Below are 23,590 nucleotides of genomic sequence, written 5' to 3' on the forward strand. Positions count from 1 at the left end.
TCAAGGCGAAAGTAGGTAGCCGCTGCGATAGGCCTGGGCGCCCGCGACGTGGGCGATGACCATGCCGGCAGTGGCCATGCGCCGCAGCGAGCGCGCATACAGCAGGCCGGCGGCGGTGCAATGAATGGGGGTGACCTTGTCGTGGACCGGGTCGATGATTTCGGCGATCTGCTGGCCGGCTTCCAGGTATTGGCCGGGCGTGGCGCAGTACACCAGCAGGCCGCCGACTGGTGTGGTCACCGGTTCGACCCCGGCCAGCGGCGTGGCCGGGTACGGCAGTGGCGGTTGCGGCTTGGTCTCGCCGACGATGGCATCGAACTGGATCAGATAGTCGATCAGCGCCTGACAATCGCGGCTGGCCAGTGGGTGATTGACGTCGCCCTGGCCGCGCAATTCGACGGTCACCGAGAAGCTGCCCAGCGGAATCTCGAACTGCTCACCGAAGCGCTCGCGCAGTTGCCACCAGAGCAGGGTGAAGCACTCGTCGAACGATTGCCCGCCGGAATCGGTAGCGAGCAGGCTGGCCTGCGCTTCCATGTAGCGCGCCAAGGGCTCGACCTGTGGCCACGCCTCGGGCGTGGTGTACAGGTGCACCACCGATTCGAAGTCGCAGTGCAAGTCCAGCACCATGTCGGCATCGCAGGCCAGGCGTTGCAGGGTCAGACGCTGGGATTGCAGTTGTGTGGTCGGCTTCTGACGGTCGAGGGCGTTGCGCAGGCTGGCGCGGATCAGTTCGAGGTTGTGCTGCGCGTCGTCGTTGAGTTGGCCTTCGATGGCGTTGCCGATTTCTTCGCTGAGGTCGACGAACCAGCGATTGAAGTTCTGCCCGCTCTCCAGGTCGTAACGGCCCAGCGGCACGTCCATCAGCACTTGTTCGAGGCCGACCGGGTTGGCCACCGGCACCAGGACGATTTCGCTGCGCAGGCGGCCGGCAGCTTCCAGCTCGGCCAGACGCTGTTTCAGGTGCCAGGCGACCAGCATGCCCGGCAGTTCGTCAGCGTGCAGCGACGCCTGGATGTAAACCTTGCCCTTGGCCTGCGGTGGGCCGAAGTGGAAGCTGTGAATCTGCCGTGCGGTCCCCGGCAGCGGGGCCAGCAAGTCATGGATCTGGTGGCGCATTGTTATCTCTTTATTTTTGAAACCAGTGCTAGTGAGTCGGCCCGAGGAAGGCCAGCCAGCGGCGTTCGGCGAGGCGGAACAGGCCGACCAGCGCAAAAGTAATGGTCAGGTAGATCAGCGCGGCGATGCCGAATGACTGGAAGGTCAGGAAGGTCGCCGAGTTGGCATCCCGCGCGACTTTCAGGATATCGGGAATGGTCGCGGTGAACGCCACGGTGGTCGAGTGCAGCATCAGGATCACTTCGTTGCTGTAGTAGGGCAACGAACGGCGCAGTGCCGACGGTATGATCACGTAGGCATACAGCTTCCAGCCGGTCAGGCCATAAGCCTTGGCCGCTTCGACTTCGCCATGGTTCATGCTGCGAATCGCCCCGGCGAAAATTTCCGTGGTGTACGCGCAGGTGTTTAGGGCGAAGGCGAGGATCGTGCAGTTCATCGCGTCGCGAAAGAAACTGTCGAGGATCGGCTGCTCGCGCACGGCGGCGAGGCTGTAGATGCCGGTGTAGCAGATCAGCAACTGGATATACAGCGGCGTGCCCCGGAACAGGTAGGTGTAGAACTGCACCGGCCAACGGACGTAGAAGTGCGGCGAGACGCGGGCAATCGACAGCGGAATCGAGACGACGAAGCCGATGCAGATCGACGCGGTCAGCAGCCACATCGTCATCGCCAGCCCGGTGATGTTCTGGCCGTCGGTATAAAGGAAGGCGCGCCAATATTCCTGCAGGAGTTCGATCATCGTACGGCCTCCCGGGCACCGGCGGCGTAGCGGCGTTCGAGCCAGCGCAGGATGAAGTTCGAAGCACTGGTGATCAGCAGATAAATCAAGGCGGCGAGGACCAGAAAGTAGAACAGTTGATAGGTGCTTTTACCGGCGTCCTGGGCAGCCTTGACCAGATCGGCGAGGCCAATGATCGACACCAGCGCGGTGGCCTTGAGCATGACCATCCAGTTGTTGCCGATGCCCGGCAAAGCGAAGCGCATCATTTGCGGAAACACCACGAAGCGAAAACGCTGGCCACGTTTGAGGCCATACGCGGTGGCGGCTTCGACCTGACCACGCGGCACCGCGAGGATGGCGCCACGGAAGGTCTCGGTGAAATACGCGCCATAAATGAAGCCCAGCGTCAGCACGCCGGCGCTGAACGGGTCGATTTCAATATATTCCCATTCCATATAGTCGGTCAGCGACGTCAGCCAGGTTTGCAGGCTGTAGAAGATCAACAGCATCAGCACGAGATCCGGCACGCCGCGAATCAGCGTGGTGTAGAGCTGCGCGGGCAGGCGCACCAGTTTGACTTTCGACAGTTTGGCACTGGCGCCGAGCAGGCCGAGCAACACGGCCACCAGCAGCGACATCGCCGATAATTTGATGGTCATCCAGGTGCCTTGCAGCAGCAACGGGCCGAAGCCCTGCAGACTGAACGAGGCCAGCCCCAGATTTTGCAGGAGGGTTTCAAACATAAATCAGCAACCTGAGCGGATGGAAAAGGCGCCCATCGAAGATGGGCGCCGGGGCATTATTTGCCGCTGTACAGATTCAGGTCACCAAAGTGTTTCTTTTGAATCTCGGCGTATTTGCCGTCGTCGTGTAACGCTTTGATACCTTTATCCAAAAGTGCTTTCAGCTCAGTGTTACCTTTCTTGATACCGACAGCGGTTTTGGCTGGCAGCAATTCGCTGTCGACCGGCTGGCTGATTTCATAATCAGCGCCTTTTGGCGACTTCAGAAAGCCCAGTTCGGCTTGCAGCATGTCCTGGATACCGGCGTCGAGACGACCGGAGGTCAGGTCGGAATACACCTGATCCTGGTTCTGATAGGCCTGGGTTTTCACGCCAGCCTTGTCCAGCACGGCTTTGGCGTAGGCTTCCTGAATGGTGCCTTGCTCGTAACCGACGGTTTTGCCCTTGAGTGAAGTGACGTCGGCGGTGATGCCGGAGCCTTTCTTGAACACGTAAGCGGTCGGGCCGGAAAACAGTTCGCTGGAGAAGTCGATGACCTTCTCGCGAGCCGGGGTCACGGTCATCGACGAGATCACACCGTCGAACTTGTTGGCCTTGAGGCCCGGAATCATGCCGTCGAAATCGCTTTCGACCCATTTGCACTTGACCTTCAGTTCGGCGCAGATCGCGTTGCCCAGATCGATATCGAACCCGACCAGGCTGCCATCGGCCGCTTTCGACTCGAACGGTGCGTACGAAGGGTCAACGCCAAAGCGCAGCTCTTTGTATTCCTTGGCCAGCGCGGAGCCGGCGGCCATGCACAACGCCAGTGCAGAAAGGGTCAGCAATGCTTTTTTCATTATTCAATCCCTAAGAACCAATATGAGCGCTTGTGGCGCAGAATTATTGTTACTGCAACGCTTACGACCTATAGAAAGTAGCAATTTCCGAACCAGAGTGCCGAACAGGTGTTTTAAAAGGTTGAGCGGAGAGAGGCAAGGGTAGTTGAATGCACGGAAACGGGCATTGCTGTTTGCATGCACTGTTTCGGTTCAAACGCGTAGCTGAGAGCAGGGAAAACTGTGGAAAGGAATTGTCCCCGATGACTGATCGTTCCCACGCTCCTGCGTGGGAATGCATCAACGGACGCTCCGCGTTCGGCTCTGGGGGGGACGCAGAGCGTCCCGGGCTGCGTTCCCACGCAGAGCGTGGGAACGATCAGTGAAAAGGGGTTAGGCCAACAGATCCTGAAGGGTAGCGAGGCTGTCCGCTTCTTCGACGGTCTTGTCCTTGCGCCAGCGCAGCATGCGCGGGAAACGCACGGCGATGCCGCTCTTGTGCCGGCGCGACAGGGCGATGCCTTCGAAGCCGAGTTCGAACACCAGGCTCGGCTTGACGCTGCTGACCGGGCCGAATTTCTCCACGGTGGTCTTGCGCACGATGCTGTCGACCTGACGCATCTCTTCATCGGTCAGCCCCGAATACGCCTTGGCGAACGGCACCAGCGAGCGTTGACTGGATTCCGGCGGGCCGTCCCACACCGCGAAGGTGTAATCGCTGTACAGACTGGCGCGACGACCGTGTCCGCGCTGGGCATAAATCAGTACCGCGTCGACGCTGAACGGGTCGACCTTCCACTTCCACCACACGCCCATGTCCTTGGTCCGGCCGACGCCATACAGCGAATCGCGGGCCTTGAGCATCATGCCTTCGACGCCGAGTTTGCGTGACGCTTCGCGCTGGAGGCCAAGGTCGAACCAGTCCTCGCCGGTCAGTACCGGGGAGGGCAGCAGTACCGGGCTGTTGCAGCGCGCGATGACTTCCTCGAGTTGCGCCCGTCGCTTGACCTGCGGCTGGTTGCGCCAGTCCTCGCCCTGCCATTCCAGCAGGTCGTAGGCCAGCACTACCACCGGCACTTCTTCGAGAATTTTCTTGTCGAGCGTCTTGCGACCGATGCGTTGTTGCAGCAGGGCGAACGGTTGCACGGCCGGCGGCTCATCGGATTGCGGATCGAAGGCATCTTCCGTAGTCGGATGGGTGCTCTTCCACACGACGATTTCGCCGTCGATCACCGTCCCGTCGGGCAAGCCGTGGACCAGCACATCGAACTCGGGGAAGCGCTCGGTCACCAATTCCTCGCCGCGCGACCACACCCACAGCTTGCCGTCGCGCTTGACTACTTGCGCGCGGATACCGTCCCACTTCCATTCCACCTGCCAGTCGCTGGCGGGGCCGAGCAGGGCTTCGAATTCCTCGACCGGTTGCGCCAAGGCGTGGGCAAGAAAGAACGGGTAGGGCTGGCCGCCGCGCTGGGCATGTTCGTCGGCGGATTCCGGGGCGATGAGTTTCAGGTAACTCGCGGCGTTGGGCCGGTTCGACAGATCGGTGTAACCGACCAGACGCTGAGCGACGCGTTTGCTGTCGAGGCCGGCCATCGACGCCAGGGCGCGGGTGACCAGCAACTTCGACACGCCGACGCGGAAACTGCCGGTGATCAGCTTGATGCACAGCATCAGGCTCGGCCGATCCAGTTGCGCCCACAACATCGGCAGTTGGCGCGCCAGATATTCCGGGGTTTCACCGCGAAGTGGCAGCAGCTTGTCTTCGATCCATTCGGCTAGACCGGCCTCGGAGCTGTGGGAATTTTCCGGCAGCACCAGAGAAATGGTCTCGGCCAGATCGCCGACGGCCTGATAGCTTTCTTCGAACAGCCACGGCTCCAACCCTGAAACTTCTACCGCCAGCTCACGGAGGATGCGCACCGGCACCAGTTGACGAGGCCGACCACCGGAGAGGAAATACACCGCCCATGCGGCATCTTCCGGCGCGGCCTGCGCGAAGTACACCTGCATCGCCGCCAGCTTGGCGTTGCTCGACGTGGTGGCGTCGAGTTCGGCATATAACTCGGCGAACGCTTTCATGGGGACGTCTCGGCAACGGTGGGTTCGGTGGCGATGTTGTCGTCTTCGTCATCGCCGTATTCAGTGGTGAAGCCTTGTGCATCAAGACCCTGTTCGCGCAGATGACGTACGAGCACGCCGATCGAGCCATGAGTGACCATCACCCGCTCCGCGCCGGTCTGGTTGATCGCCCAGAGCAGGCCGGGCCAGTCGGCGTGATCGGAGAGGACGAAACCGCGATCGACGCCGCGCCGCCGCCGGGTCCCGCGCAAGCGCATCCAGCCGCTGGCGAAGGCATCGCTGAAGTCGCCAAAACGGCGCATCCACGTGCTGCCGCCCGCCGACGGCGGAGCAATGACCAAAGCCTGGCGCATGATCGGATCGCTTTTTTTCACGTCGCCCGCATAGATCGTCGGCGGCAGGTACACACCGGCATCGCGGTACACACGGTTCAACGGTTCGACCGCGCCGTGGCTGAGGATCGGCCCGAGGGTTTCGTCGATGCCGTGGAGGATGCGTTGGGCCTTGCCGAAGGAATAGCAGAACAGCACGCTGGCCTTGCCGGCGGCGATATTGGCCGCCCACCACCGATTGATCTCGGCGAAGATCTGCGCCTGCGGCTGCCAGCGGTAGATAGGCAGGCCGAAGGTCGATTCGGTGATGAAGGTGTGGCAGCGCACCGGTTCGAATGGGGCGCACGTGCCATCCGGCTCGACCTTGTAATCCCCCGACGCGACCCAGACTTCGCCGCCGTATTCCAGGCGCACCTGCGCCGAACCGAGGACATGCCCGGCGGGGTGAAAGCTCAGGGTCACGCCGTGATGGGTCAGGCGTTGGCCGTAATCAAGGGTTTGCAACTGGATGTCCTGACCCAGGCGCGCGCGCAGAATCCCGGCGCTGGCGCTGCTCGACAGGTAGTGCTGATTACCGGTGCGCGCGTGATCGCCATGGGCATGGGTGATCACCGAACGCTCGACCGGCCGCCACGGATCGATATAGAAATCTCCGGCGGGGCAGTAGAGACCTTCAGGTCGGGCAATAACAAGATCCATGTCGTGACCGGAATGGGGGGCTTGTTAGCTATGAGGCGGGCGTGAGGCTGGAAGTTCGATCGGCTTTGAAGCGCTACCCTCACCCCAGCCCTCTCCCAGAGGGAGAGGGGGCCGACCGAAGTGTCTGGTTAGGTACATCGACCTGGGGGACCGAGTTGAATATGGATCCGGCACAGCCTTGAGCCTGATCCAATGTTGGATTCACCATCTCTCTTTCAGGTCGGCGCAAGACCCAAGCATCCCCCAATCAGTCCCCTCTCCCTCCGGGAGAGGGCTAGGGTGAGGGGCTGTTGATCTTTGCTTTATTCCCCGGGGGTGAGGGTCAAGCGGGTCTTGCCATACACCCGATCAAAGTTCTGCGGCTGCATCGGCAAGCCGATGTACTGACCTTTCAGCCATGCATCGATCCCGTTCAGGTAGTTCGGACTCAGTGGATTGCCCGACTGCCCCGTACCGTTCTGCGCCATCAGTGGCTCGCTCTGGCCGAAGTCGACGATAAAACGCATCGACGGCGCGCGCGTGGTGACGAAGTCCTGGCCCCAGGCAAACGCCGAGCTGTTCAGCGTGGTGTGATCGCCGCCAGCCGCCAGCGGCCCGCGTACAGTCTGACCGTTGCTGTTTTTCCACGCATAGCTGTGCAGTTTGCCCCACTGCCAGGCGCGATGATCGCCGCCCAACTGGCTGTCGCCCGCTGTAATCGCCGCAGCGAGGCTGCGGGCGAGAATCACGGATTTTTCTTCCTTCTGCGGCGTGCGCAGGTCATCCCAGAATGGACTGTCCTCACGCCCCAAGAGATGATCGGCCTGCGCCGCGTAGGACAGATCGCCATTGGCGACAAAGGCCTTCCACGCCGGGCTCGACTCAGGACCCAGTTCATCGAGGAAGATCTGCTTCATGCTTTCCTGCAGAAACAGTTCATAAATCGCCGCATCCGCCGAGGTCGGGCTGAGCTTGCCGTCGAACGCCATCAAGCGCGTGAAGGCTTCGCGGGCCTTGCTGCGTTCGGCTTCCGGCAGGGCGTCGATCGCCTGTTTCAGCGGTTGCTTCATGCCCGGCGCTTCGAAGACTTTTTTCAGCTTGGCGGCGAACGTGGTGGTCTGGTCGTACTGCATGGCGATCACGCTGCGGCTGTCGTGCTTGCCGCTGCCGGCCATTTCCGCCAGGCGCTCGCCGCGCTCCGGTGCCGCCCAGGATTTCGACAACTGCATGCCGTAGCCGTCGGGAATTACACGCTGGTTGGCGGTGCCGAGCCAGCCTTGTGCCGGGTCCTGATCGTAGGGGTGCAGCATCGGGTCGGCGTAACCGTCCCAGTCGTAGCGACCGTCCCAACCCGGCGAGGGCAGCAGGCCTTCACCTTCGCGACGGTTGGGGAAGCGCCCGGTGACTTGCCAGCCGATATTGCTTGCATCGGCAAAGACCAGATTCAGGGTAATGGCGCGGATTTCGCGGCTGGCGTCCGAGGCGCGCTCGACGTTTTGCGCCCGGGTCAGGTCGAAGAAGGCATCCAGGGTTTTGTCGTCAGTGAAGCTTGGCGTCTGCAAGGCGAGGCCGAAACCGTTGCCTTGCGCCGCTGCCTGGGCACTGTTGAGCAGCGCGCCGTGGCGGGTTTCGTAAACGGCTTCACGAATCGGCCGCTGGCCTTTGACGAAATAGGTTTCGTTGCGCACGCCCAACGGCTGCCATTTGCCGTTGACTTCATAAGTGAGGCTGCTGCCCTGACGGCGGATTTTCTCGAGGAACAGGTCCTGATTGTCGCCGAGCACGCTGGTCATGCTCCACGCCACTTTGCCGTTGAAGCCGCCGAGCACCATCGGCAGACCGGCAACCGTGACGCCGGCGGCCTGATATTTCGGCGCGCGGATCTGCACGAAACTCCACAGAGACGGTGCGGCTAGCGGCCCGTGCGCATCGCTGGCCAGCAGGCTCTTGCCGCTACGGCTGCGTTGCGGGGCGATCGCCCAATTGTTCGCAGTCGGTGTGGCGAGCAGGTTCAGCGACGACAGTTGCTGGCTGGCGTTGCTCAATTCCGTCAGCCCCGGAATCTGCCCGTTGAGCTTGAGGCCTTGCAGTTTGTCGGCTTCAGCCACTGGCAGGTTTTCATCAGGCGCCGACGGGCTCAGCCAGGCGAGTTTGTCAGTGGTCACGGTTTGCGCGAGCACCAGTGACTGGATTTCCTCCGGCAGGTTGGCCGACTGGCTGAAATTCAGCAGGGCAAAAATCAGCGCCGAATCTTCCGGTTTCCAGTATTCGGGCTTGTAACCGCTGGCGGCGAGGTCGCCCGGCAACTTGTCGGCGTAGCGGAACAGGTAGGCGTTGACGCCCCGTGCATACACTTCGAAGAAGCGCTTGAGCCGTGGCGACGAGGCCTTGTACAGCTCGCCGGCGCTCTTCTTCAGATTGACCGCGCGCATGTAGCGGTCGGCATCGAGCATCGACGCGCCGGACATTTCCGCCAGCCGGCCCTGGGCCAACAGGCGCAGGGTGACCATCTGGTTGATGCGGTCGCTGGCGTGGACATAGCCGAGGCTGAACAGCGCGTCATGGAAGCTGTTGCTCTCGATCAACGGCATGCCCATCGCATTGCGCCGCACCGACACGTTCTGCGCCAGGCCCTTGAGCGGTTGTACGCCGGAGGTCGGCGGCAGGCTGTCCTGGGCGTTCCAGGTCTGGCAACCGGACAGGCCGAGAACACCGGCCACTGCTGCGGCAACGCCGAACCGGGGAAGAAAATGTGTAAGGGCTGGCGAGGCCATGGCGAAGCTCCTGCGGGGGTATAAGGCTGGGGGCGCAATAAAGCCGCTACGTTAGTGAGGGCGCGAGGGCCGCGCAAGCGGGGCGAGCGGTTATTTGTGCTGTTGTCGGCTGATCGGTCAAAGCTGTGACAGTTGCTTGTGGGAAAGCGCTGATGTTGAACTGCGGAATGAGTCCCGAGACCTGTCAGGAGAAAGATCGCTATGGAGCTTCAAAGCAACGCTGCGCTGATCATCATCGACCAGCAGAAAGGCATTCTGCATCCGCGTCTGGGGCGGCGGAATAATCCTCAGGCCGAAGAGCGAATGCTTGAGTTATTGGCGCTGTGGCGCCTGCGCGGGCGCCCGGTGATTCACGTGCAGCATTTGTCGCGCTCACCTGACTCGGTGTTCTGGCCGGAGCAGGACGGAGTGGAGTTTCAGCCGCGCTTTATGCCGCAGGACGCTGAATGGCTGATCCAGAAACAGGTGCCCGATGCGTTTTGTGCGACGGGGCTGGAACGGCAGTTGCGCGAGGCGGGGATTGGTCAGGTGCTCATTGTCGGCGTGGCAACACACAACTCGGTGGAATCAACGGCGCGCACTGCGGGTAACCTTGGTTTCGACACATGGGTGGCAGAGGATGCGTGCTTTACCTTCGACAAGGCCGATTATTTCGGCAAACCGCGTACCGCTGAAGAGGTGCACGGGATGTCGCTGGGCAATCTGCATGGGGAGTATGCGACGGTGGTCGGCTCTTCACAGATTCTGGCGGCGGGCTGAAATTTTGTAGCGTATGTGCCGCCGCCTTCGCGAGCAGGCTCGCTCCCACATTCGAGCGCATTTCGTCAGAAGGAATGCAATTCACTGTGGGAGCGAGCCTGCTCGCGAAGCGGTGTGTCAGGCGAAGAAGATCTTCGCCAGTGACATCAAGCGCCGTGGCACTTCTTGAATTTCTTGCCGTTGCCGCATGGGCAAGGGTCATTGCGGCCGACGTCTTTCAGGGCGTTGCGCACCGGTTCCTGGTGGGCGTGGCCGCAGTTCGGGCCGTGGACATGGCCATGGTCGTGATCATGATGGTGGTCATGATCGTGGTTGCAGTCAGGGCCATGGACATGGGGTTGCTGGGTCATCGAGGTCACTCCGGAGTTAGATCGGCGGGGATTATCACGCCATTGCGCTCAAGGTGCACGTAGTGGGCGATGAATAAACCGGTTTCCATTTCCCCCTGCAATTGATAGGGAATCTGCTGGTTCGGATTTTTCAGCAGTTTCACCACGTGTTTGATCTTCGGCCACAGGTTGGTGCGGATCGGCACTTTGAAGTAAGCGCTGCGCTTTGGCCCGACGGTAAACCAGTGCTCATGCTCGCCCTCGGTGAGCAGCATGTCCGCCAGGTGAATCCGGTATTCGAGGCCGCGCACGGTCAGATCGCTGTCGTTGGGATTGTCGACGCGAAAGTGCAGGATGAATTTTTGCTCGAGCAGTTTGGCCCGCACCACCTCGACTTTCACCAGATGCACGGCAGGCTCGACGCTGTCATCGCTGAACCACGAGGCACAGCCGCCGAGGTTTACGATCAGCATCAACAGCAGGAAATGTAATGTGCGCCGACGACCGAGCATGAAATTGACTCCCTTTGTGCCCAGTCTAGACCTTAAAAGATTTCAGCCTTCGGCTAATCCCGTGGAGCTGCCGAAGGCTGCGATCTTTTGATCTTGGCTTTCAAGCGCCGAAATAACCCGAACAACACTTCTTGAACTTCTGCCCGCTGCCGCAAGGGCAGCCGTCATTGCGCCCCAGCTTCAGCTGCACCGTGGGATCGATGAAGTACCAGCGCCCGCCGTTCTGCACAAACGAAGAGCGCTCGCGATGGCTGTGCTCGCCCTGGCTGTCATGCCAGCGCGCGGTGAATGTCACAAAAGCGTGTTCCGGCTGGCCGCCGAAAACCTCCGAGCTTTCCACCTCAAGGCCGAGCCAGGTACTTTGCGCACTCCAGTCGCTGATCGATTGTCGGTTCAGCCCCGCCTGCTGCGCGGGCAGGGTGGTCGCCACCAGATAGTCGATCAGCCCCAGCACATAAGCGCTGTACCGCGAACGCATCAAGGCTTCGGCACACGGCGCCGGGTGGCCGTCATGATAAGGGCCGCAGCAGGCATCCAGCAGATTGCCGCTGCCGCAAGGGCAAATGGCTGTACTCATTGCATTACCACCAGTATTTCCCGAAGTTTTCCGGATTGGCCCAGAAGCGTGAATTGAGCCAGTCGGGGACTTGTTTGTAGTCAAGCAGATCGTAGGTGAACAGGGTCAGCACCTGCGCGTCGCGCTGAAAACGCTCGCTGGCCTGCAGTGCCAGCGAATAGAAGTCGGTTTCCTGCCAGCCGCTGGCCGCCAGATCCGCCAGCACTGCGATGCGACTGGTGTTGAGATTGCGGATGCCGCCCAACAGATTCAGGCCATCGCGTTTGGGCAAATGTTCCAGGCAATCGACCACCAGCGCCAGATCGAAGCGTTGCGCGGCCAGTTCGGCGGGCAGACCGCCGGGTGCGGCATGGGCGACCACGGTATCTGGATGCGCGTCCTTGAAAGCGCTCAAGGCGGGAAACTCGCTGGCGCCGATCAGCAGCAGTCGGGCCGGGGCGTAGCGATCCAGCAAAGCGGCCAACGCCTGTTGTGGCGTGCGCGAAGAAATGGCGACGTTCATCGAAGCTCCTCAGTCAGACCGCCAAGACTAGCCTGCCAGACTGCGTCGGCAAAGCGCCCGGTGGCGGTGGTTTTCGCCAAAAGAGGCAAACCCCTGTGAACACGGTCGCAAACAGCGGTGGCCTATTGCTGGCGGAGATTAAAACTCCGGTCTTTACTCCCTGAATCGGTTTTAAGCCGATCCCTCAGGAGAAAACTAGATGAGCATAGTTCGGACAGCATTACCCTTGGTTCTGCTAACCAGTGTGTTGACTGGTTGCGCAGGTTTGCAGAAAACCGACTGGCCGACCTGTGCGGCGGTCGGCGGTGTGGTCGGTGCCGGTCTCGGCGCGACGGAAAGCGCATCGTGGGCTGGCTACGGTGCACTGATCGTCGGCGGTACGGCAGCGGCTTACTGCTGGGTGCATGGCGATGGCGATGAAGACGGCGATGGCGTGCCGGACAGTCGCGACAAGTGCCCGGGCACGCCAAAAGGCGTGCAGGTCGATGCTGACGGTTGCCCGCCACCGACGCCTGCGCCAGTGGTCGAAGAAGCGGTTGTGGTCAAGGAAGAAACCATCGTCATTCGTGATGTGCATTTCGAGTTCGACAAAGCCACGCTGACCGGCCCTGACAAGCAAGTGCTGGACAAGGTCGCCGATCGCCTGAAACAGGAATCCTCTACCGCGCAACTGACCGTGACCGGTCACACCGACAGTGTCGGCAGCGATGCCTACAACAAGAAACTGTCGGATCGTCGTGCGCACTCGGTGGTGGAATACCTGATCCAGCAGGGCGTGCCACGTGCCAGCTTCGTTTCGGTGTCGGGCCTTGGTGAAAGCCAGCCTGTGGCTGACAACAAGTCGGCTGATGGTCGTGCACAGAACCGTCGCACCGAAATCAAAATCGTCCGCTAGCCCCTCTCGCATCCGCGGCTTGTGCAGTCGCGGATGCGGGTCTTTACTCCTGTGTAACCGGTATGGGCCGGTACACAGGAGCGTTCACAAATGCGTCTTTTCTCAAGGTCCGTCTTGCCGGTGCTGCTGCTTGGCAGCTTGCTCACCGGTTGTGCCACTCACAGCGATGGCACCGCCCCCCTCAATCAACGTACGTGGCCGATCTGCAGCCTGCTTGGCGGTCTGGTCGGCGGCGGTCTTGGCGCCATTGAAAGCGCCGGCTGGGCCGGCGGCGGCGCGGCATTGGGTATCGTCACCGGCGGGCTGATCTGTTACGCCCAGGATGGCGACGAAGATAGCGACGGCGTCTTCGACCGCCGCGACCGCTGCCCGGACACTCCGGAAAACACCGAAGTCGATCACCGTGGCTGCCCGCTGCCGCAATATCCGGTGGCAGTCAAACCGGTCGAACCGGCGCCGCAATCTGAAGTGATCACCTTGAGCGATGCCGGCAACGTGCTGTTCGATTTCGACAAGTCCGATCTGACCCCGGCGGCCAAAGCCCAGCTCGACACCTTGATGGACAAGCTGCGCAATGCCGATGTGGTCAGCATCAAGGTCATCGGGCACACCGACAGTAAAGGCTCCGACGCCTATAACCAGGCTTTGTCCGAGCGGCGCGCGAGCAGTGTCGCAGCGTATCTGTTGAGTCAGGGGCTGGCGCCGAACAAGCTCACCAGCGAGGGCCGAGGCGAGAGTGAGCCGGTCGCCGATAACGCCAGCGATGAAGGCCGCGCGGAAAATCGCCGGGTCGAGCTGCACATCAATCGTTAGCAACCGTCTGTAGTACGCAGGCTAGAGCTGCCGGGTCGAGATCGTCGCCCCGGCAGCCATTTCATCCGCGTTTGCACAAATTTCATTTTTCCCTCTGGCTTATCCCCCGCAGAAGCCGGTACTGTGCGTGCAAAGAATAATTCGCAACACGGGGGAGCGTATGAAGGTGTTCTGGGGGCTGGGGCGTTTGCTGACCCTGCTGTTCTGCTGCGTGGTGCTGGCCAATCAGCTGGTGCCGTTTGTTCATCCGCTGCATCTGCTGGTCAATCTGGCCGGCGCTCTGTTGTTGCTGATTCATCTACTCGAAGTGCTGCTGTGCAACCGCAGCCTCAAGGGCCGTCCGCACCCTTGGCGTGATCGTGGCCGCATCCTGTTGTTCGGCGTTTTCCACCTGCAAACCATCCCGGCCCCGGCCGCTCCGGAGGCTTCTTCCCATGCGTAAACTCTGCCTGCTCGCTGCATTCATCAGTCCACTGGCCTGCGCCCAGGTGGTCAACGTGCAAAGCAATTCTTTGATGCGCTTGCCCAACACCACCAGCACGCTGCAACTGGAGAAACTGGAAGTCGCCGATTACGGCACCTTGCTGATCCCGTCCAACGTGACTGAATTGAACATCAATGAACTGCGCCTGGGCCATGAAGCACGTATTGCTATCGTTCCCGCTGAACAAGCGCTGGAAGTGAAGGTCAAGCGCGCTGAATTGAGCGAGGGCAGCCAGATCACCGCGCGCGGCGCCCCCGGCACTTATGAAAAAGCGGCCCGGGCCGGGCGCAATCTGAACCTGCAATTTCAGGCCCTGAGCGCGCCGCAACTGACGGTCGATGCCCGTGGCGGCAGGGGCGCGCCGGGTTTCGTCGGCCTCGACGGCGGCAACGGTGAAGATCCGGGCTGCACCTATGGATCGGCCGGCCACGGCGCCGATGGCAGTGACGGCAGCGATGGCCAGCCAGGCGCGCCGGGTGCGCTGGTGCGACTCGCCGTACCACGGGATTTTCCGGCCGAGCTGATCAAGGTCAACGTGGCTGGCGGTGCCGGCGGCCCGGCGGGTGTTGGCGGCAAGGCGGGCAAGGGTGGCAAGTCCAAGGGCTGCCTGGTCTATCGCGCTGATGGCGGCAAGAACGGTAAGGCCGGTGCGGATGGCCAGCCGGGGCCGGTGGGAGCGGCGGGTTCGGTTACCGTGCAACGGCTCTAAAACTGCGACCCACTCTCTGATCAATAAAGTGCTTTGGTGAGTGAAGATCTTTGGTGAGTGAAATTATGTGGCGAGGGGATTTATCCCCGCTGGGCTGCGTAGCAGTCCCGTTTTTGATTTTTAGAGCGGGGCCGCTTCGCGACCCAGCGGGGATAAATCCCCTCGCCACAACTGTGTTCACAGCAGAAAAATAGTGCGATTCAGAGCATCGGTCTCGCCGCCGCCACCGCCACCAGCACCAACCCGACCAGCAGATTGAGCCCCACCACCCGGCGAATCCGCCCCAGCACTGCCGCACCCGCCGGCCAATCCTTCGCCTCAACCGCCTTGCGCAACTCTGGCAGCATCAACCCCTGAATGCGGATGAACAGTGCCGTCATCACCACATACAAACCGATCATCACCTGCACGTACTTCGGCGCGGTTTCAAATCCGACCTGCTGCAGATGCAACATGCCCACGCCGCTGATCGGCAACAGGATCACGGCGACCCAGACCCAACGGAAAAAACCTTGAAACACTTCCACCCACAGGGTCAGGCGAGCGGGGCCGTCCAGGGCCTTCACAGCCGCAGGGCGCAAGACCATCCAGGCGAAAAACATACCGCCGACCCACACCAGAGCGGCGAGGACATGCAGGGGGTAAACGAGGCTAAAAGGTGTCATTGGGTCACTCCGTTCTGCGCGGGATCGATTAGCGGGGTATGATAGCCGCCGAATCAAACCACTGAAAATTTATCCAGCGTTTTGCGCCCGACACTCAATGATCAGCACTGAACTCAAAACCACGATCCAGGGCGCCTATTCGCGTTTTCTAGAGGCCAAGAGCCTCAAGCCGCGTTACGGCCAGCGCCTGATGATCGCCGAAATCGCCAAGGTCCTCGGGGATATCGACACCGATGACGAAGGCCGGCGCAGTGGCGACCCCGCGATTGTCGCGGTGGAAGCCGGCACCGGTACCGGCAAGACCGTGGCCTACAGCCTGGCGGCGATCCCCACGGCGAAACTGGCCGGCAAGCGTCTGGTCATTGCCACCGCGACCGTCGCCCTGCAAGAGCAGATTGTCTACAAGGATTTGCCCGACCTGATGCGCAACAGCGGGCTGAATTTCAGTTTTGCCCTGGCCAAGGGCCGTGGTCGCTACATGTGCCTGTCCAAGCTCGACATGTTGTTGCAGGAAGGCCACGCACAAACCGCCACCGCGCAGCTGTTCGAAGAAGAAGGCTTCAAGATCGAAGTCGACGAGGCCAGTCAGAAGCTGTTCACCAGCATGATCGAAAAGCTCGCCGGCAATAAATGGGACGGCGACCGCGACAGTTGGCCTAACGCGCTGGAAGACGCCGACTGGGCGCGCCTGACCACCGATCACAGCCAGTGCACCAACCGTCATTGCCCGAACTTCGGCCAGTGCGCTTTCTACAAGGCTCGCGAAGGCATGGGCAAGGTTGACGTGATCGTTACCAACCACGACATGGTCCTGGCTGACCTGGCACTGGGCGGCGGCGCCGTGTTGCCTGACCCGCGCGACACCATTTACGTGTTCGACGAAGGTCACCATTTGCCGGACAAGGCCATCGGCCACTTCGCTCACTACACGCGCCTGCGTTCCACCGCCGACTGGCTGGAAACCACCGCCAAGAACCTGACCAAGCTGCTGGCCCAGCATCCGTTGCCGGGCGATCTCGGCAAGCTGATTGAGCAGGTGCCCGAGCTGGCGCGGGAGATCAAGACGCAGCAGCAGTTCATGTTCACCGCCTGCGAGCAGATCGCCGATTTCAAACCGGGCGAAGACGTCGAAGGCCGCGAGCGCCCGCGTCATCGCTTTGTCGGCGGGGTGATTCCGGAGGACATGCGCGAGATGGGCATCGAGCTGAAAAAAGGCTATTCGCGCCTAAACGACCTGTTTCAACGCCTGACCGACCTGCTCAAGGAAGGCATGGACGGCGAGGTCAACATCGGTATCGCCAGCAATCAGGCCGAAGAATGGTATCCGCTGTTCGGCAGCCTGCTGTCCCGCGCTTCCGGCAACTGGGAATTGTGGACCGCGTTCACCGCCGAAGACCCGGAAGACAGCCCGCCCATGGCACGCTGGCTGACCCTGGCCGAAAGCGGCTCGCTGTTCGACATCGAGGTCAACGCCAGCCCGATTCTGGCGGCGGAAACCTTGCGTCGCAGTTTGTGGAACGTCGCTTACGGCTGCTTGGTGACGTCGGCGACGCTGACGGCGCTGGGCACCTTCGACCGTTTCCGCATGCGCGCCGGTCTGCCGAAAAAAGCTGTCACAGCGGTGGTGCCGAGCCCGTTTCATCATGCCGATGCCGGCGTGCTGCGCGTGCCGGATCTCAAGGCCGACCCGCGCGATGCCGCCGCCCACACGGCGGCGATCATTCGCGAACTGCCGGATCTGGTCGACGGTTCCCGTGGCACGCTGGTGCTGTTCTCCTCGCGCAAGCAAATGCAGGACGTATTCGACGGCCTCGACCGCGACTGGCGCAAGCAAGTGTTCATTCAGGGCAACCTGTCGAAACAGGAGACCCTCAACAAGCACAAGGCGCGGGTCGACGGCGGTGATTCCAGCGTGCTGTTCGGGCTGGCCAGTTTTGCCGAAGGTGTCGATTTGCCGGGGGCCTACTGCGAGCACGTGGTGATCGCCAAGATTCCGTTCTCGGTGCCCGATGATCCGGTTGAGGCCGCGTTGTCGGAGTGGATCGAGGCGCGCGGTGGCAATCCGTTCATGGAAATCTCCGTGCCCGATGCCTCGCTGAAACTGGTCCAGGCCTGCGGCCGTCTGCTGCGCACCGAAGAAGACCGCGGCACCATCACCTTGCTCGACCGGCGTCTGGTCACTCAGCGCTACGGCAAGGCGATCCTCAATGCGTTGCCTCCTTTCCGTCGTGAAATATCCTGAGACACGGGTGGGCCGATTGGCCCGCCGCGTTGTCTATCTCTCTGCCACCGCTTTTCCACTGGCCTTGACTGGTCGTTAGGGAGAACTCCGTTCTTATGATCCGCCGTTCGTTGCCCGCTGTTTTCGCCTTGATCTTTGCCGCGCCGTTGCTGGCTGCGCCCGCCGGTCAGCAGACGCTGTTCAACTTCGTACGCCCGGCCGACGTGGTCAAGGTCGCCACGGAAAACGCCGACCTGCCGCAGGCCAATGCCGAACAGACCGCGGAAGGCGAAGTGCTGCGCCGGGTGACGTTCAACCCGGTCGCCCGGCCGACCTTGCGCCTGACCCCGCAGACCGGCGCTTGGGACTGGTCGCAGTCCGACATGATGACCCTGCGTCTGCAAAGTGCGATGAATTGGGCGGTCACAGTCTATGTGCAGATCCAGAGCAACGATGGCCGCACTCTGGTCAGCCGCGTCGATCTGCCGGCCGGCCCCGCGCAGACCTTGCTGGTGCCGCTGGTGGCTTCGACGCCGCTGAGCCAGGGCATGAAAGCCGGGCCGCCGATGCCGATGACCGTCGATGGCCAACGCATCCTGCTGGCCAGCAGCACTGGCGAGATCGACCGCAGCCAAGTGGTCTCGTTGAGTCTGTCGATGGATCAGCCGAAAGTTGCGCAGAGCCTGTTGCTCGAGCGGTTCGGCGTGCAGGACGGCGAATCGGTGACGCGGGCGGTGTACGGCAATCTGGTCGACGCCTACGGTCAGTCAACCCGTAGTAAATGGCCGGAAAAAGTCAGCAGCGACGAACAACTGAAAAGCGCCGCCAGCAAAGAGCAGCAACAGCTGAATACGTGGCTGGCCGAGCGTGAAAAGGTTTCGCTGGACAAGTTCGGCGGCTGGAACAAAGGCCCGGCGTTCAAGGCCAGCGGATTCTTCCGCACGGAAAAACGCGATGGCCGCTGGTATCTGGTGACTCCTGAAGGCCACCCGTTCTATTCGCTGGGCGTCAATACAGTCAGCCCGCAGGTCAACCAGACCTACGTCGCCGGCCGTGAATACATGTTCGAATCGTTGCCGAAGAACGACGACCCGCTGGCCGCGCATTTTGGCGAGGGTGACAACCGTGGCGGCAATGGCGCCGACCAGGGGCGTGGCTACGGCAACGGCCGCTGGTACGACTTCTATGGCGCCAATCTGCAACGCCTGTACGGCGAACCGTGCAAGGCAGACAGCGACAACAAGGCCGGGATTGCCGAAGCGGCGAAGGCTGGGGCGGCTGAGGCCAATTCGGTGCAGGCTGCTGAGACTGCGGCGGTGCCTGCCGAGCCAAAATCCGGAATTGCCGAAGCGGCGCAGACCGATGCGGTGCAAGCGTCCAGCGCGCAAACCACTCCGTGCACAGCCGCAATTGATGAAGAACGCTGGACCCGGCATACCCTCGATCGGCTGCAAGCCTGGGGCTTCAACACAGTGGGCAACTGGAGCGCGCCGTCGCTGGCGGATGCTGAGCGCGTACCGTACACCTTGCCGCTGTCGATCGTCGGCGATTACACCAGCATCAGCACCGGCAGCGATTGGTGGGGCGGCATGCCGGATCCGTTCGATCCGCGTTTCGCCATGGCCACCGAGCGCGCCGTGGCCATTGCCGCCCGCGATCACCGTGACGATCCGTGGCTTATCGGTTATTACGCCGACAACGAACTGGCCTGGGCTGGCCCTGGCGACGATCCGAAAGCTCGCTACGCGCTGGCCTACGGCACGTTGAAAATGACCACCGACGTGCCGGCCAAACGCGCCTTTCTCAAGCAATTGCGCGACAAGTACCGCAATCAGGCCGGACTGTCCAAGGCCTGGGGCATCGAGTTGCCGGCGTGGGAATTGATGGAAGACCCTGGCTTCGTGCCGCCACTGCCGAACCCGGAGCATCCGGAGATCGAAGCGGATTTCAAATACTTCCAGAAGGTCTTCGCCGATACCTATTTCAAGACCATTTCCGATTCGCTGAAGTGGCACGCGCCGAACCAGATGCTCCTTGGCGGTCGTTTCGCCATCAGTACCCCTGAAGCCGTGGCGTCCTGCGCACAGTATTGCGATGTGTTGAGCTTCAACATGTACACGCTCAAGCCGCAGGACGGCTACGACTTCGCCGCGCTGGCAGCCCTGGACAAACCGGTGCTGATCACCGAATTCAACTTCGGCTCGGCCGACCGAGGTCCGTTCTGGGGCGGCGTGACGCAGCTGGCCAAGGAGGAAGATCGCGGCCCGGCCTATGCCAACTTCCTCAAACAGGCGCTTAGCGAACCGTCGATTGTCGGCGTGCACTGGTTCCAGTATCTCGACCAACCGGTGACCGGGCGTTTGCTCGACGGCGAGAATGGCCATTTCGGTCTGGTCGGTGTGACCGATCTGCCGTATCAGGGATTTGTCGAGGCGGTGCGCAAAAGCAATCTGCAGGCGCTGGAGCAGTTGGGCAAGGAGGCGCAGAAAACCCCGGCGGCGGAAGTGGAAGGCGGGCGCAAGGCCGAGGCTGGCAAAGCTGCGGAGGCTGCACAGGCGGGTGGGCATTCGGGGAATGGTCACTAGGTTTCAGACCGCGTTATCGTTCTTCGCGAGCAGGCTCGCTCCCACACTGGATATCAACAGCAGCGGAGATCCCCCTGTGGGAGCGAGCCTGCTCGCGAAGGGATCAACACAAATTGCCGATCAACCGTCTGGCCCGCGCCTGTTCCCAAATCCCTCAAGGGCTGGAACAATGCGGGCCACTTTGTAGAGCGTTTTCGCGGGGGAGTTGCGGGTGCAGATTCAGGGACATTACGAGCTTCAATTCGAAGCGGTGCGCGAGGCTTTCGCCGCACTGTTCGACGATCCCCAGGAACGCGGCGCAGCCCTGTGCATCCAGGTCGGTGGAGAAACCGTCCTCGACCTCTGGTCCGGTACCGCCGACAAGGACGGCAGCGAAGCCTGGCACAGCGACACCATCGCCAACCTGTTCTCCTGCACCAAGACCTTCACCGCCGTTACCGCGCTGCAACTGGTGGCTGAAGGCAAGTTGCAACTCGATGCCCCGGTTGCCCGCTACTGGCCGGAATTCGCCGCCGCCGGCAAAGAATCCGTCACCCTGCGCCAATTGCTCTGCCATCAGGCCGGCTTGCCGGCGCTGCGCGAACTGCTCGCCCCTGAAGCCCTTTACGACTGGCAAACCATGGTCGACGCCCTCGCCGCCGAAGCGCCATGGTGGACGCCGGGCACCGGTCACGGTTATGCCGCGATCACCTACGGCTGGCTGGTCGGCGAATTGCTGCGCCGCGCTGACGGGCGTGGGCCGGGCGAGTCGATCGTCGCTCGGGTCGCCAAACCGTTGGGCCTGGATTTCCATGTGGGCCTGGCCGACGAAGAGTTTCATCGCGTGGCGCACATCGCCCGTGGCAAGGGCAACGCCGGCGACGCTGCGGCTCAGCGCCTGCTGCAAGTGACCATGCGCGAACCGACGGCCATGACTACCCGCGCCTTCACCAATCCGCCGTCAGTGCTGACCAGCACCAACAAGCCGGAATGGCGCCGCATGCACCAGCCTGCGGCTAACGGCCACGGCAATGCGCGCAGCCTCGCCGGGTTTTACGCCGGCCTGCTGGACGGCAGCCTGCTCGAAAGCGAGATGCTCGAAGAGCTGACCCGCGAGCACAGCCTTGGCGATGACAAGACCTTGCTCACCCGCACCCGTTTCGGCCTCGGCTGCATGCTCGATCAACCGGACGTGCCCAACGCCACCTACGGCCTCGGACCACGCGCGTTCGGTCATCCGGGAGCGGGCGGCTCGATCGGTTTTGCTGATCCGGAGCACGATGTGGCTTTCGGTTTCGTGACAAATACCCTGGGGCCTTACGTTTTGATGGATCCGCGTGCACAAAAGCTGGCGCGGGTGCTTGCCACTTGTCTGTAAAGCTTCAACTGAGGTTCCAGGGTCGGAACCTCGAAGGGATTTTCGTTTCAAAACGGCTGTTTATCCGGGCGAAAGTGCTCTGATTTTTCATTACTTCATTTTGTGGATTTTCAATGTCATCTAAAAAGACCCTCGCCCTGGCCCTGTGTGTAGCGATCACCGGTTGCGCACAGACTCCGAAAAACGATGCAGACGGCGGCAGTTGGTGGCCGTTCGGTTCTCCCGACAAAGTCGCGGCCAAAGATTCGGCCCCGGCCCCGGCCCCGTTGAAACCGGCGGCAACCGCGCCAGTGGCCAAGGCCGAGAGCAGCAACCCGTGGTACTGGCCGTTCGGTTCCAGCGATGAAGCGGTCAAGGCTGATCTGAAAGCCGAGGTCAAACCTGAAGCCAAACCGGTCGAGGTGGCCAAAGCCGAGGCGCAGTCCAATGGCAAATGGTGGTGGCCGTTCGGCGGCAAGGACCAGCCAACCGCCAAAGCCGTGCCGATGCCGGATCCGAAGGTGACTCAGGCCTGGCTGGATGACTACGAACCGCGTCTGCGTGAAGCGGTGAAGGACAGCAATCTGCAACTCGAACGTCGCGACAATGTGCTGGTAGTGACGGCGCCGGTCGAAGGCTCGTTCAACCCGGATCGCCCGGCGATGCTGCTGCCGGTCACTCTTGGCCCGTTCACTCGCGTGGCGAAAATCCTTGAAGCCGACCCGAAAACCGCAGTGCTGGTGCTCGGTCACAGCGATACCAGCGGTGCTGCGCCGGCCAACGTCAAACTGAGCCAGGAGCGTGCGCAATCGGTGGCGGCGATCTTCCGCCTCAGCGGCTTGCAACGTGATCGCCTGATGCTGCGCGGCATGGGTTCCGAAGCGCCGCGTGCGGCCAACGACAGCGTTGAAGGCCGCGCCTTGAACCGTCGTGTCGAACTGCTGGTGACTCCGCAAAACACCATGGTTGCGCTGCTGAGCAAATACAACATGCCAGCGCCGAAGCCGGTGACGATGGTTGCTGCGCAAGACGTCAAGCCAGTGGCCAAACCGGTTACCCCGGCGCCTGCGGCGAAAAAAGCCGCTGTGCCGGCGGCGAAAAAGGCGCCAGCCAAGAAAACCGCCGCCAAGGCTCCGGCGAAGAAGGCTCCGGCCAAGGCTCCAGCGAAAAAAACTGCACCAGCCAAAGCCGCCGCGACCGACAAGAAAGTCGCCGCAGCCGACGCTGCCAAGAAGTGATCCGCTAACGAAAAGGAATCCGCCATGACCCAAGCTCTGGCCGATATGCGTCGCGACTACACCCGTGACGGTTTGACCGAGGCGCAAGCCCCGGCCGAGCCGTTTGCGCTGTTTCACCAGTGGTTCGCCGATGCGGTGAAAACCGAGCAGGCGCCGGTGGAAGCCAATGCCATGACCCTGGCCACGGTCGATGCCGACGGTCGTCCGCATTGCCGCATTTTGTTGCTCAAGGGCCTGGACGAGCAGGGCTTCACCTTCTTCACCAACTACGACAGCGCCAAGGGCCAGCATCTGGCGGCCAACCCGTTTGCCGCCATGACCTTCTTCTGGCCCACCCTGGAGCGCCAGGTGCGCATCGAAGGGCGGGTGGTCAAGGTCACGACGCAAGAGTCCGACGCGTATTATCAGGTGCGTCCGCTGGGTAGCCGCCTCGGCGCCTGGGCCTCGCCGCAGAGCCGGGTCATCAACGGTCGTGGCGAACTGGAGGATTTGCTCAAGGCCACCGAGCAACGCTTCAGCGACAGCCAGCCGCACTGCCCGGAACATTGGGGCGGTTACCGCTTGTTGCCCGAGCGCATCGAGTTCTGGCAAGGCCGTCCGAGCCGCCTGCACGATCGCCTCAACTACCGCCTCCAGGGCGCCGAATGGATTCTGGAACGTCTGGCACCCTGAGCAGTCTACCGAGCGAGATAAACGCG

General features: G+C 61.8%; 22 protein-coding genes. 10 read left to right on the forward strand and 12 right to left on the reverse strand.

From position 1 onward, the window contains the following. From NF676_RS06535 to NF676_RS06565, 7 genes are all read right to left on the reverse strand, one after another. On the reverse strand, window positions 1-1,119 hold the full coding sequence (locus tag NF676_RS06535; protein WP_041478065.1) for a succinylglutamate desuccinylase/aspartoacylase family protein: 1,119 nt from the start codon (window positions 1,117-1,119) through the stop codon (window positions 1-3). Window positions 1,120-1,147: 28 nt separating this feature from the next. Next, window positions 1,148-1,858: an ABC transporter permease gene (locus tag NF676_RS06540; protein ID WP_252887410.1), complete on the reverse strand. Its 711-nt coding sequence runs from the start codon at window positions 1,856-1,858 to the stop codon at window positions 1,148-1,150. Continuing rightward, window positions 1,855-2,583: an ABC transporter permease gene (locus NF676_RS06545; protein WP_016771383.1), complete on the reverse strand. Its 729-nt coding sequence runs from the start codon at window positions 2,581-2,583 to the stop codon at window positions 1,855-1,857. The genes NF676_RS06540 and NF676_RS06545 overlap by 4 nt, the downstream gene beginning before the upstream one ends. A 56-nt stretch (window positions 2,584-2,639) precedes the next feature. Continuing rightward, entirely contained in the window at window positions 2,640-3,422 is a 783-nt protein-coding gene (locus NF676_RS06550; protein WP_041478063.1) for a transporter substrate-binding domain-containing protein, read from the reverse strand. Between the two features lie 372 nt (window positions 3,423-3,794). Further along, window positions 3,795-5,483: an ATP-dependent DNA ligase gene (locus tag NF676_RS06555; RefSeq protein ID WP_252887411.1), complete on the reverse strand. Its 1,689-nt coding sequence runs from the start codon at window positions 5,481-5,483 to the stop codon at window positions 3,795-3,797. Continuing rightward, the gene (locus tag NF676_RS06560; RefSeq protein WP_236168029.1) at window positions 5,480-6,514 is read right to left on the reverse strand and encodes a ligase-associated DNA damage response exonuclease; all 1,035 of its coding nucleotides are present in this window, start codon (window positions 6,512-6,514) and stop codon (window positions 5,480-5,482) included. Before NF676_RS06560 ends, NF676_RS06555 begins: the two co-directional genes overlap by 4 nt. Before the next feature lie 302 nt (window positions 6,515-6,816). Then, on the reverse strand, window positions 6,817-9,267 hold the full coding sequence (locus NF676_RS06565; protein WP_252887412.1) for a penicillin acylase family protein: 2,451 nt from the start codon (window positions 9,265-9,267) through the stop codon (window positions 6,817-6,819). Window positions 9,268-9,468: 201 nt separating this feature from the next. Here NF676_RS06565 and NF676_RS06570 point away from each other — a divergent pair, with 201 nt between their 5' ends. Continuing rightward, window positions 9,469-10,026, forward strand: coding sequence for a cysteine hydrolase family protein (locus NF676_RS06570; protein WP_252887413.1), 558 nt, complete (start codon window positions 9,469-9,471; stop codon window positions 10,024-10,026). Between the two features lie 146 nt (window positions 10,027-10,172). Here NF676_RS06570 and NF676_RS06575 read toward each other — a convergent pair whose 3' ends face one another. From NF676_RS06575 to NF676_RS06590, 4 genes are all read right to left on the reverse strand, one after another. Continuing rightward, window positions 10,173-10,376, reverse strand: coding sequence for an SEC-C metal-binding domain-containing protein (locus NF676_RS06575; protein WP_003198420.1), 204 nt, complete (start codon window positions 10,374-10,376; stop codon window positions 10,173-10,175). A 5-nt stretch (window positions 10,377-10,381) separates the two neighbouring features. After that, a complete protein-coding gene (locus tag NF676_RS06580) occupies window positions 10,382-10,867 on the reverse strand; it encodes an LEA/WHy family protein (protein ID WP_252883290.1) in 486 nt (161 codons plus the stop codon). 100 nt (window positions 10,868-10,967) lie between these two features. After that, window positions 10,968-11,444, reverse strand: a complete 477-nt coding sequence (locus NF676_RS06585; protein ID WP_041478058.1) for a YchJ family protein — start codon at window positions 11,442-11,444, stop codon at window positions 10,968-10,970. 4 nt (window positions 11,445-11,448) lie between these two features. Then, window positions 11,449-11,946, reverse strand: coding sequence for a DUF6231 family protein (locus NF676_RS06590; RefSeq protein ID WP_252868904.1), 498 nt, complete (start codon window positions 11,944-11,946; stop codon window positions 11,449-11,451). A gap of 199 nt (window positions 11,947-12,145) precedes the next feature. Between NF676_RS06590 and NF676_RS06595 the strand changes: the two genes are divergently transcribed. The 4 genes from NF676_RS06595 to NF676_RS06610 all read left to right on the forward strand — a co-directional run bounded on the left by NF676_RS06595 (window position 12,146) and on the right by NF676_RS06610 (window position 14,847). Next, the gene (locus tag NF676_RS06595; protein ID WP_016770616.1) at window positions 12,146-12,841 is read left to right on the forward strand and encodes a PA1041 family peptidoglycan-binding anchor lipoprotein; all 696 of its coding nucleotides are present in this window, start codon (window positions 12,146-12,148) and stop codon (window positions 12,839-12,841) included. A gap of 90 nt (window positions 12,842-12,931) precedes the next feature. Beyond that, a complete protein-coding gene (locus tag NF676_RS06600) occupies window positions 12,932-13,654 on the forward strand; it encodes a PA1041 family peptidoglycan-binding anchor lipoprotein (RefSeq protein WP_150636395.1) in 723 nt (240 codons plus the stop codon). A 160-nt stretch (window positions 13,655-13,814) separates the two neighbouring features. Then, the gene (locus NF676_RS06605) at window positions 13,815-14,096 is read left to right on the forward strand and encodes a DUF1145 domain-containing protein (protein ID WP_016771375.1); all 282 of its coding nucleotides are present in this window, start codon (window positions 13,815-13,817) and stop codon (window positions 14,094-14,096) included. Next, window positions 14,089-14,847 carry a collagen-like triple helix repeat-containing protein gene (locus tag NF676_RS06610; RefSeq protein ID WP_056783356.1) on the forward strand — a complete coding sequence of 253 codons (759 nt, stop codon included), beginning with the start codon at window positions 14,089-14,091 and terminating at the stop codon, window positions 14,845-14,847. Before NF676_RS06605 ends, NF676_RS06610 begins: the two co-directional genes overlap by 8 nt. Window positions 14,848-15,047: 200 nt before the next feature. Here NF676_RS06610 and NF676_RS06615 read toward each other — a convergent pair whose 3' ends face one another. Beyond that, window positions 15,048-15,512 (reverse strand): CopD family protein, encoded by a 465-nt coding sequence (locus NF676_RS06615; protein WP_016771373.1) that lies wholly within the window; start codon window positions 15,510-15,512, stop codon window positions 15,048-15,050. Window positions 15,513-15,609: 97 nt separating this feature from the next. Here NF676_RS06615 and dinG point away from each other — a divergent pair, with 97 nt between their 5' ends. The 5 genes from dinG to pdxH all read left to right on the forward strand — a co-directional run bounded on the left by dinG (window position 15,610) and on the right by pdxH (window position 23,564). Beyond that, window positions 15,610-17,754, forward strand: a complete 2,145-nt coding sequence (dinG, locus tag NF676_RS06620) for an ATP-dependent DNA helicase DinG (protein WP_150636400.1) — start codon at window positions 15,610-15,612, stop codon at window positions 17,752-17,754. 95 nt (window positions 17,755-17,849) lie between these two features. Continuing rightward, window positions 17,850-20,318 (forward strand): beta-galactosidase, encoded by a 2,469-nt coding sequence (locus NF676_RS06625; protein WP_252887414.1) that lies wholly within the window; start codon window positions 17,850-17,852, stop codon window positions 20,316-20,318. 211 nt (window positions 20,319-20,529) lie between these two features. Continuing rightward, the gene (locus NF676_RS06630) at window positions 20,530-21,675 is read left to right on the forward strand and encodes a serine hydrolase domain-containing protein (RefSeq protein ID WP_150636404.1); all 1,146 of its coding nucleotides are present in this window, start codon (window positions 20,530-20,532) and stop codon (window positions 21,673-21,675) included. A gap of 113 nt (window positions 21,676-21,788) precedes the next feature. Then, on the forward strand, window positions 21,789-22,892 hold the full coding sequence (locus NF676_RS06635; protein ID WP_252877605.1) for an OmpA family protein: 1,104 nt from the start codon (window positions 21,789-21,791) through the stop codon (window positions 22,890-22,892). Between the two features lie 24 nt (window positions 22,893-22,916). After that, window positions 22,917-23,564 carry a pyridoxamine 5'-phosphate oxidase gene (pdxH, locus tag NF676_RS06640; RefSeq protein WP_150743359.1) on the forward strand — a complete coding sequence of 216 codons (648 nt, stop codon included), beginning with the start codon at window positions 22,917-22,919 and terminating at the stop codon, window positions 23,562-23,564. The last annotated feature ends 26 nt before the right edge of the window (window positions 23,565-23,590 follow it).

It is taken from the genome of Pseudomonas siliginis (assembly GCF_024072275.1).
In the GTDB taxonomy this organism is placed as follows: domain Bacteria; phylum Pseudomonadota; class Gammaproteobacteria; order Pseudomonadales; family Pseudomonadaceae; genus Aquipseudomonas; species Aquipseudomonas siliginis.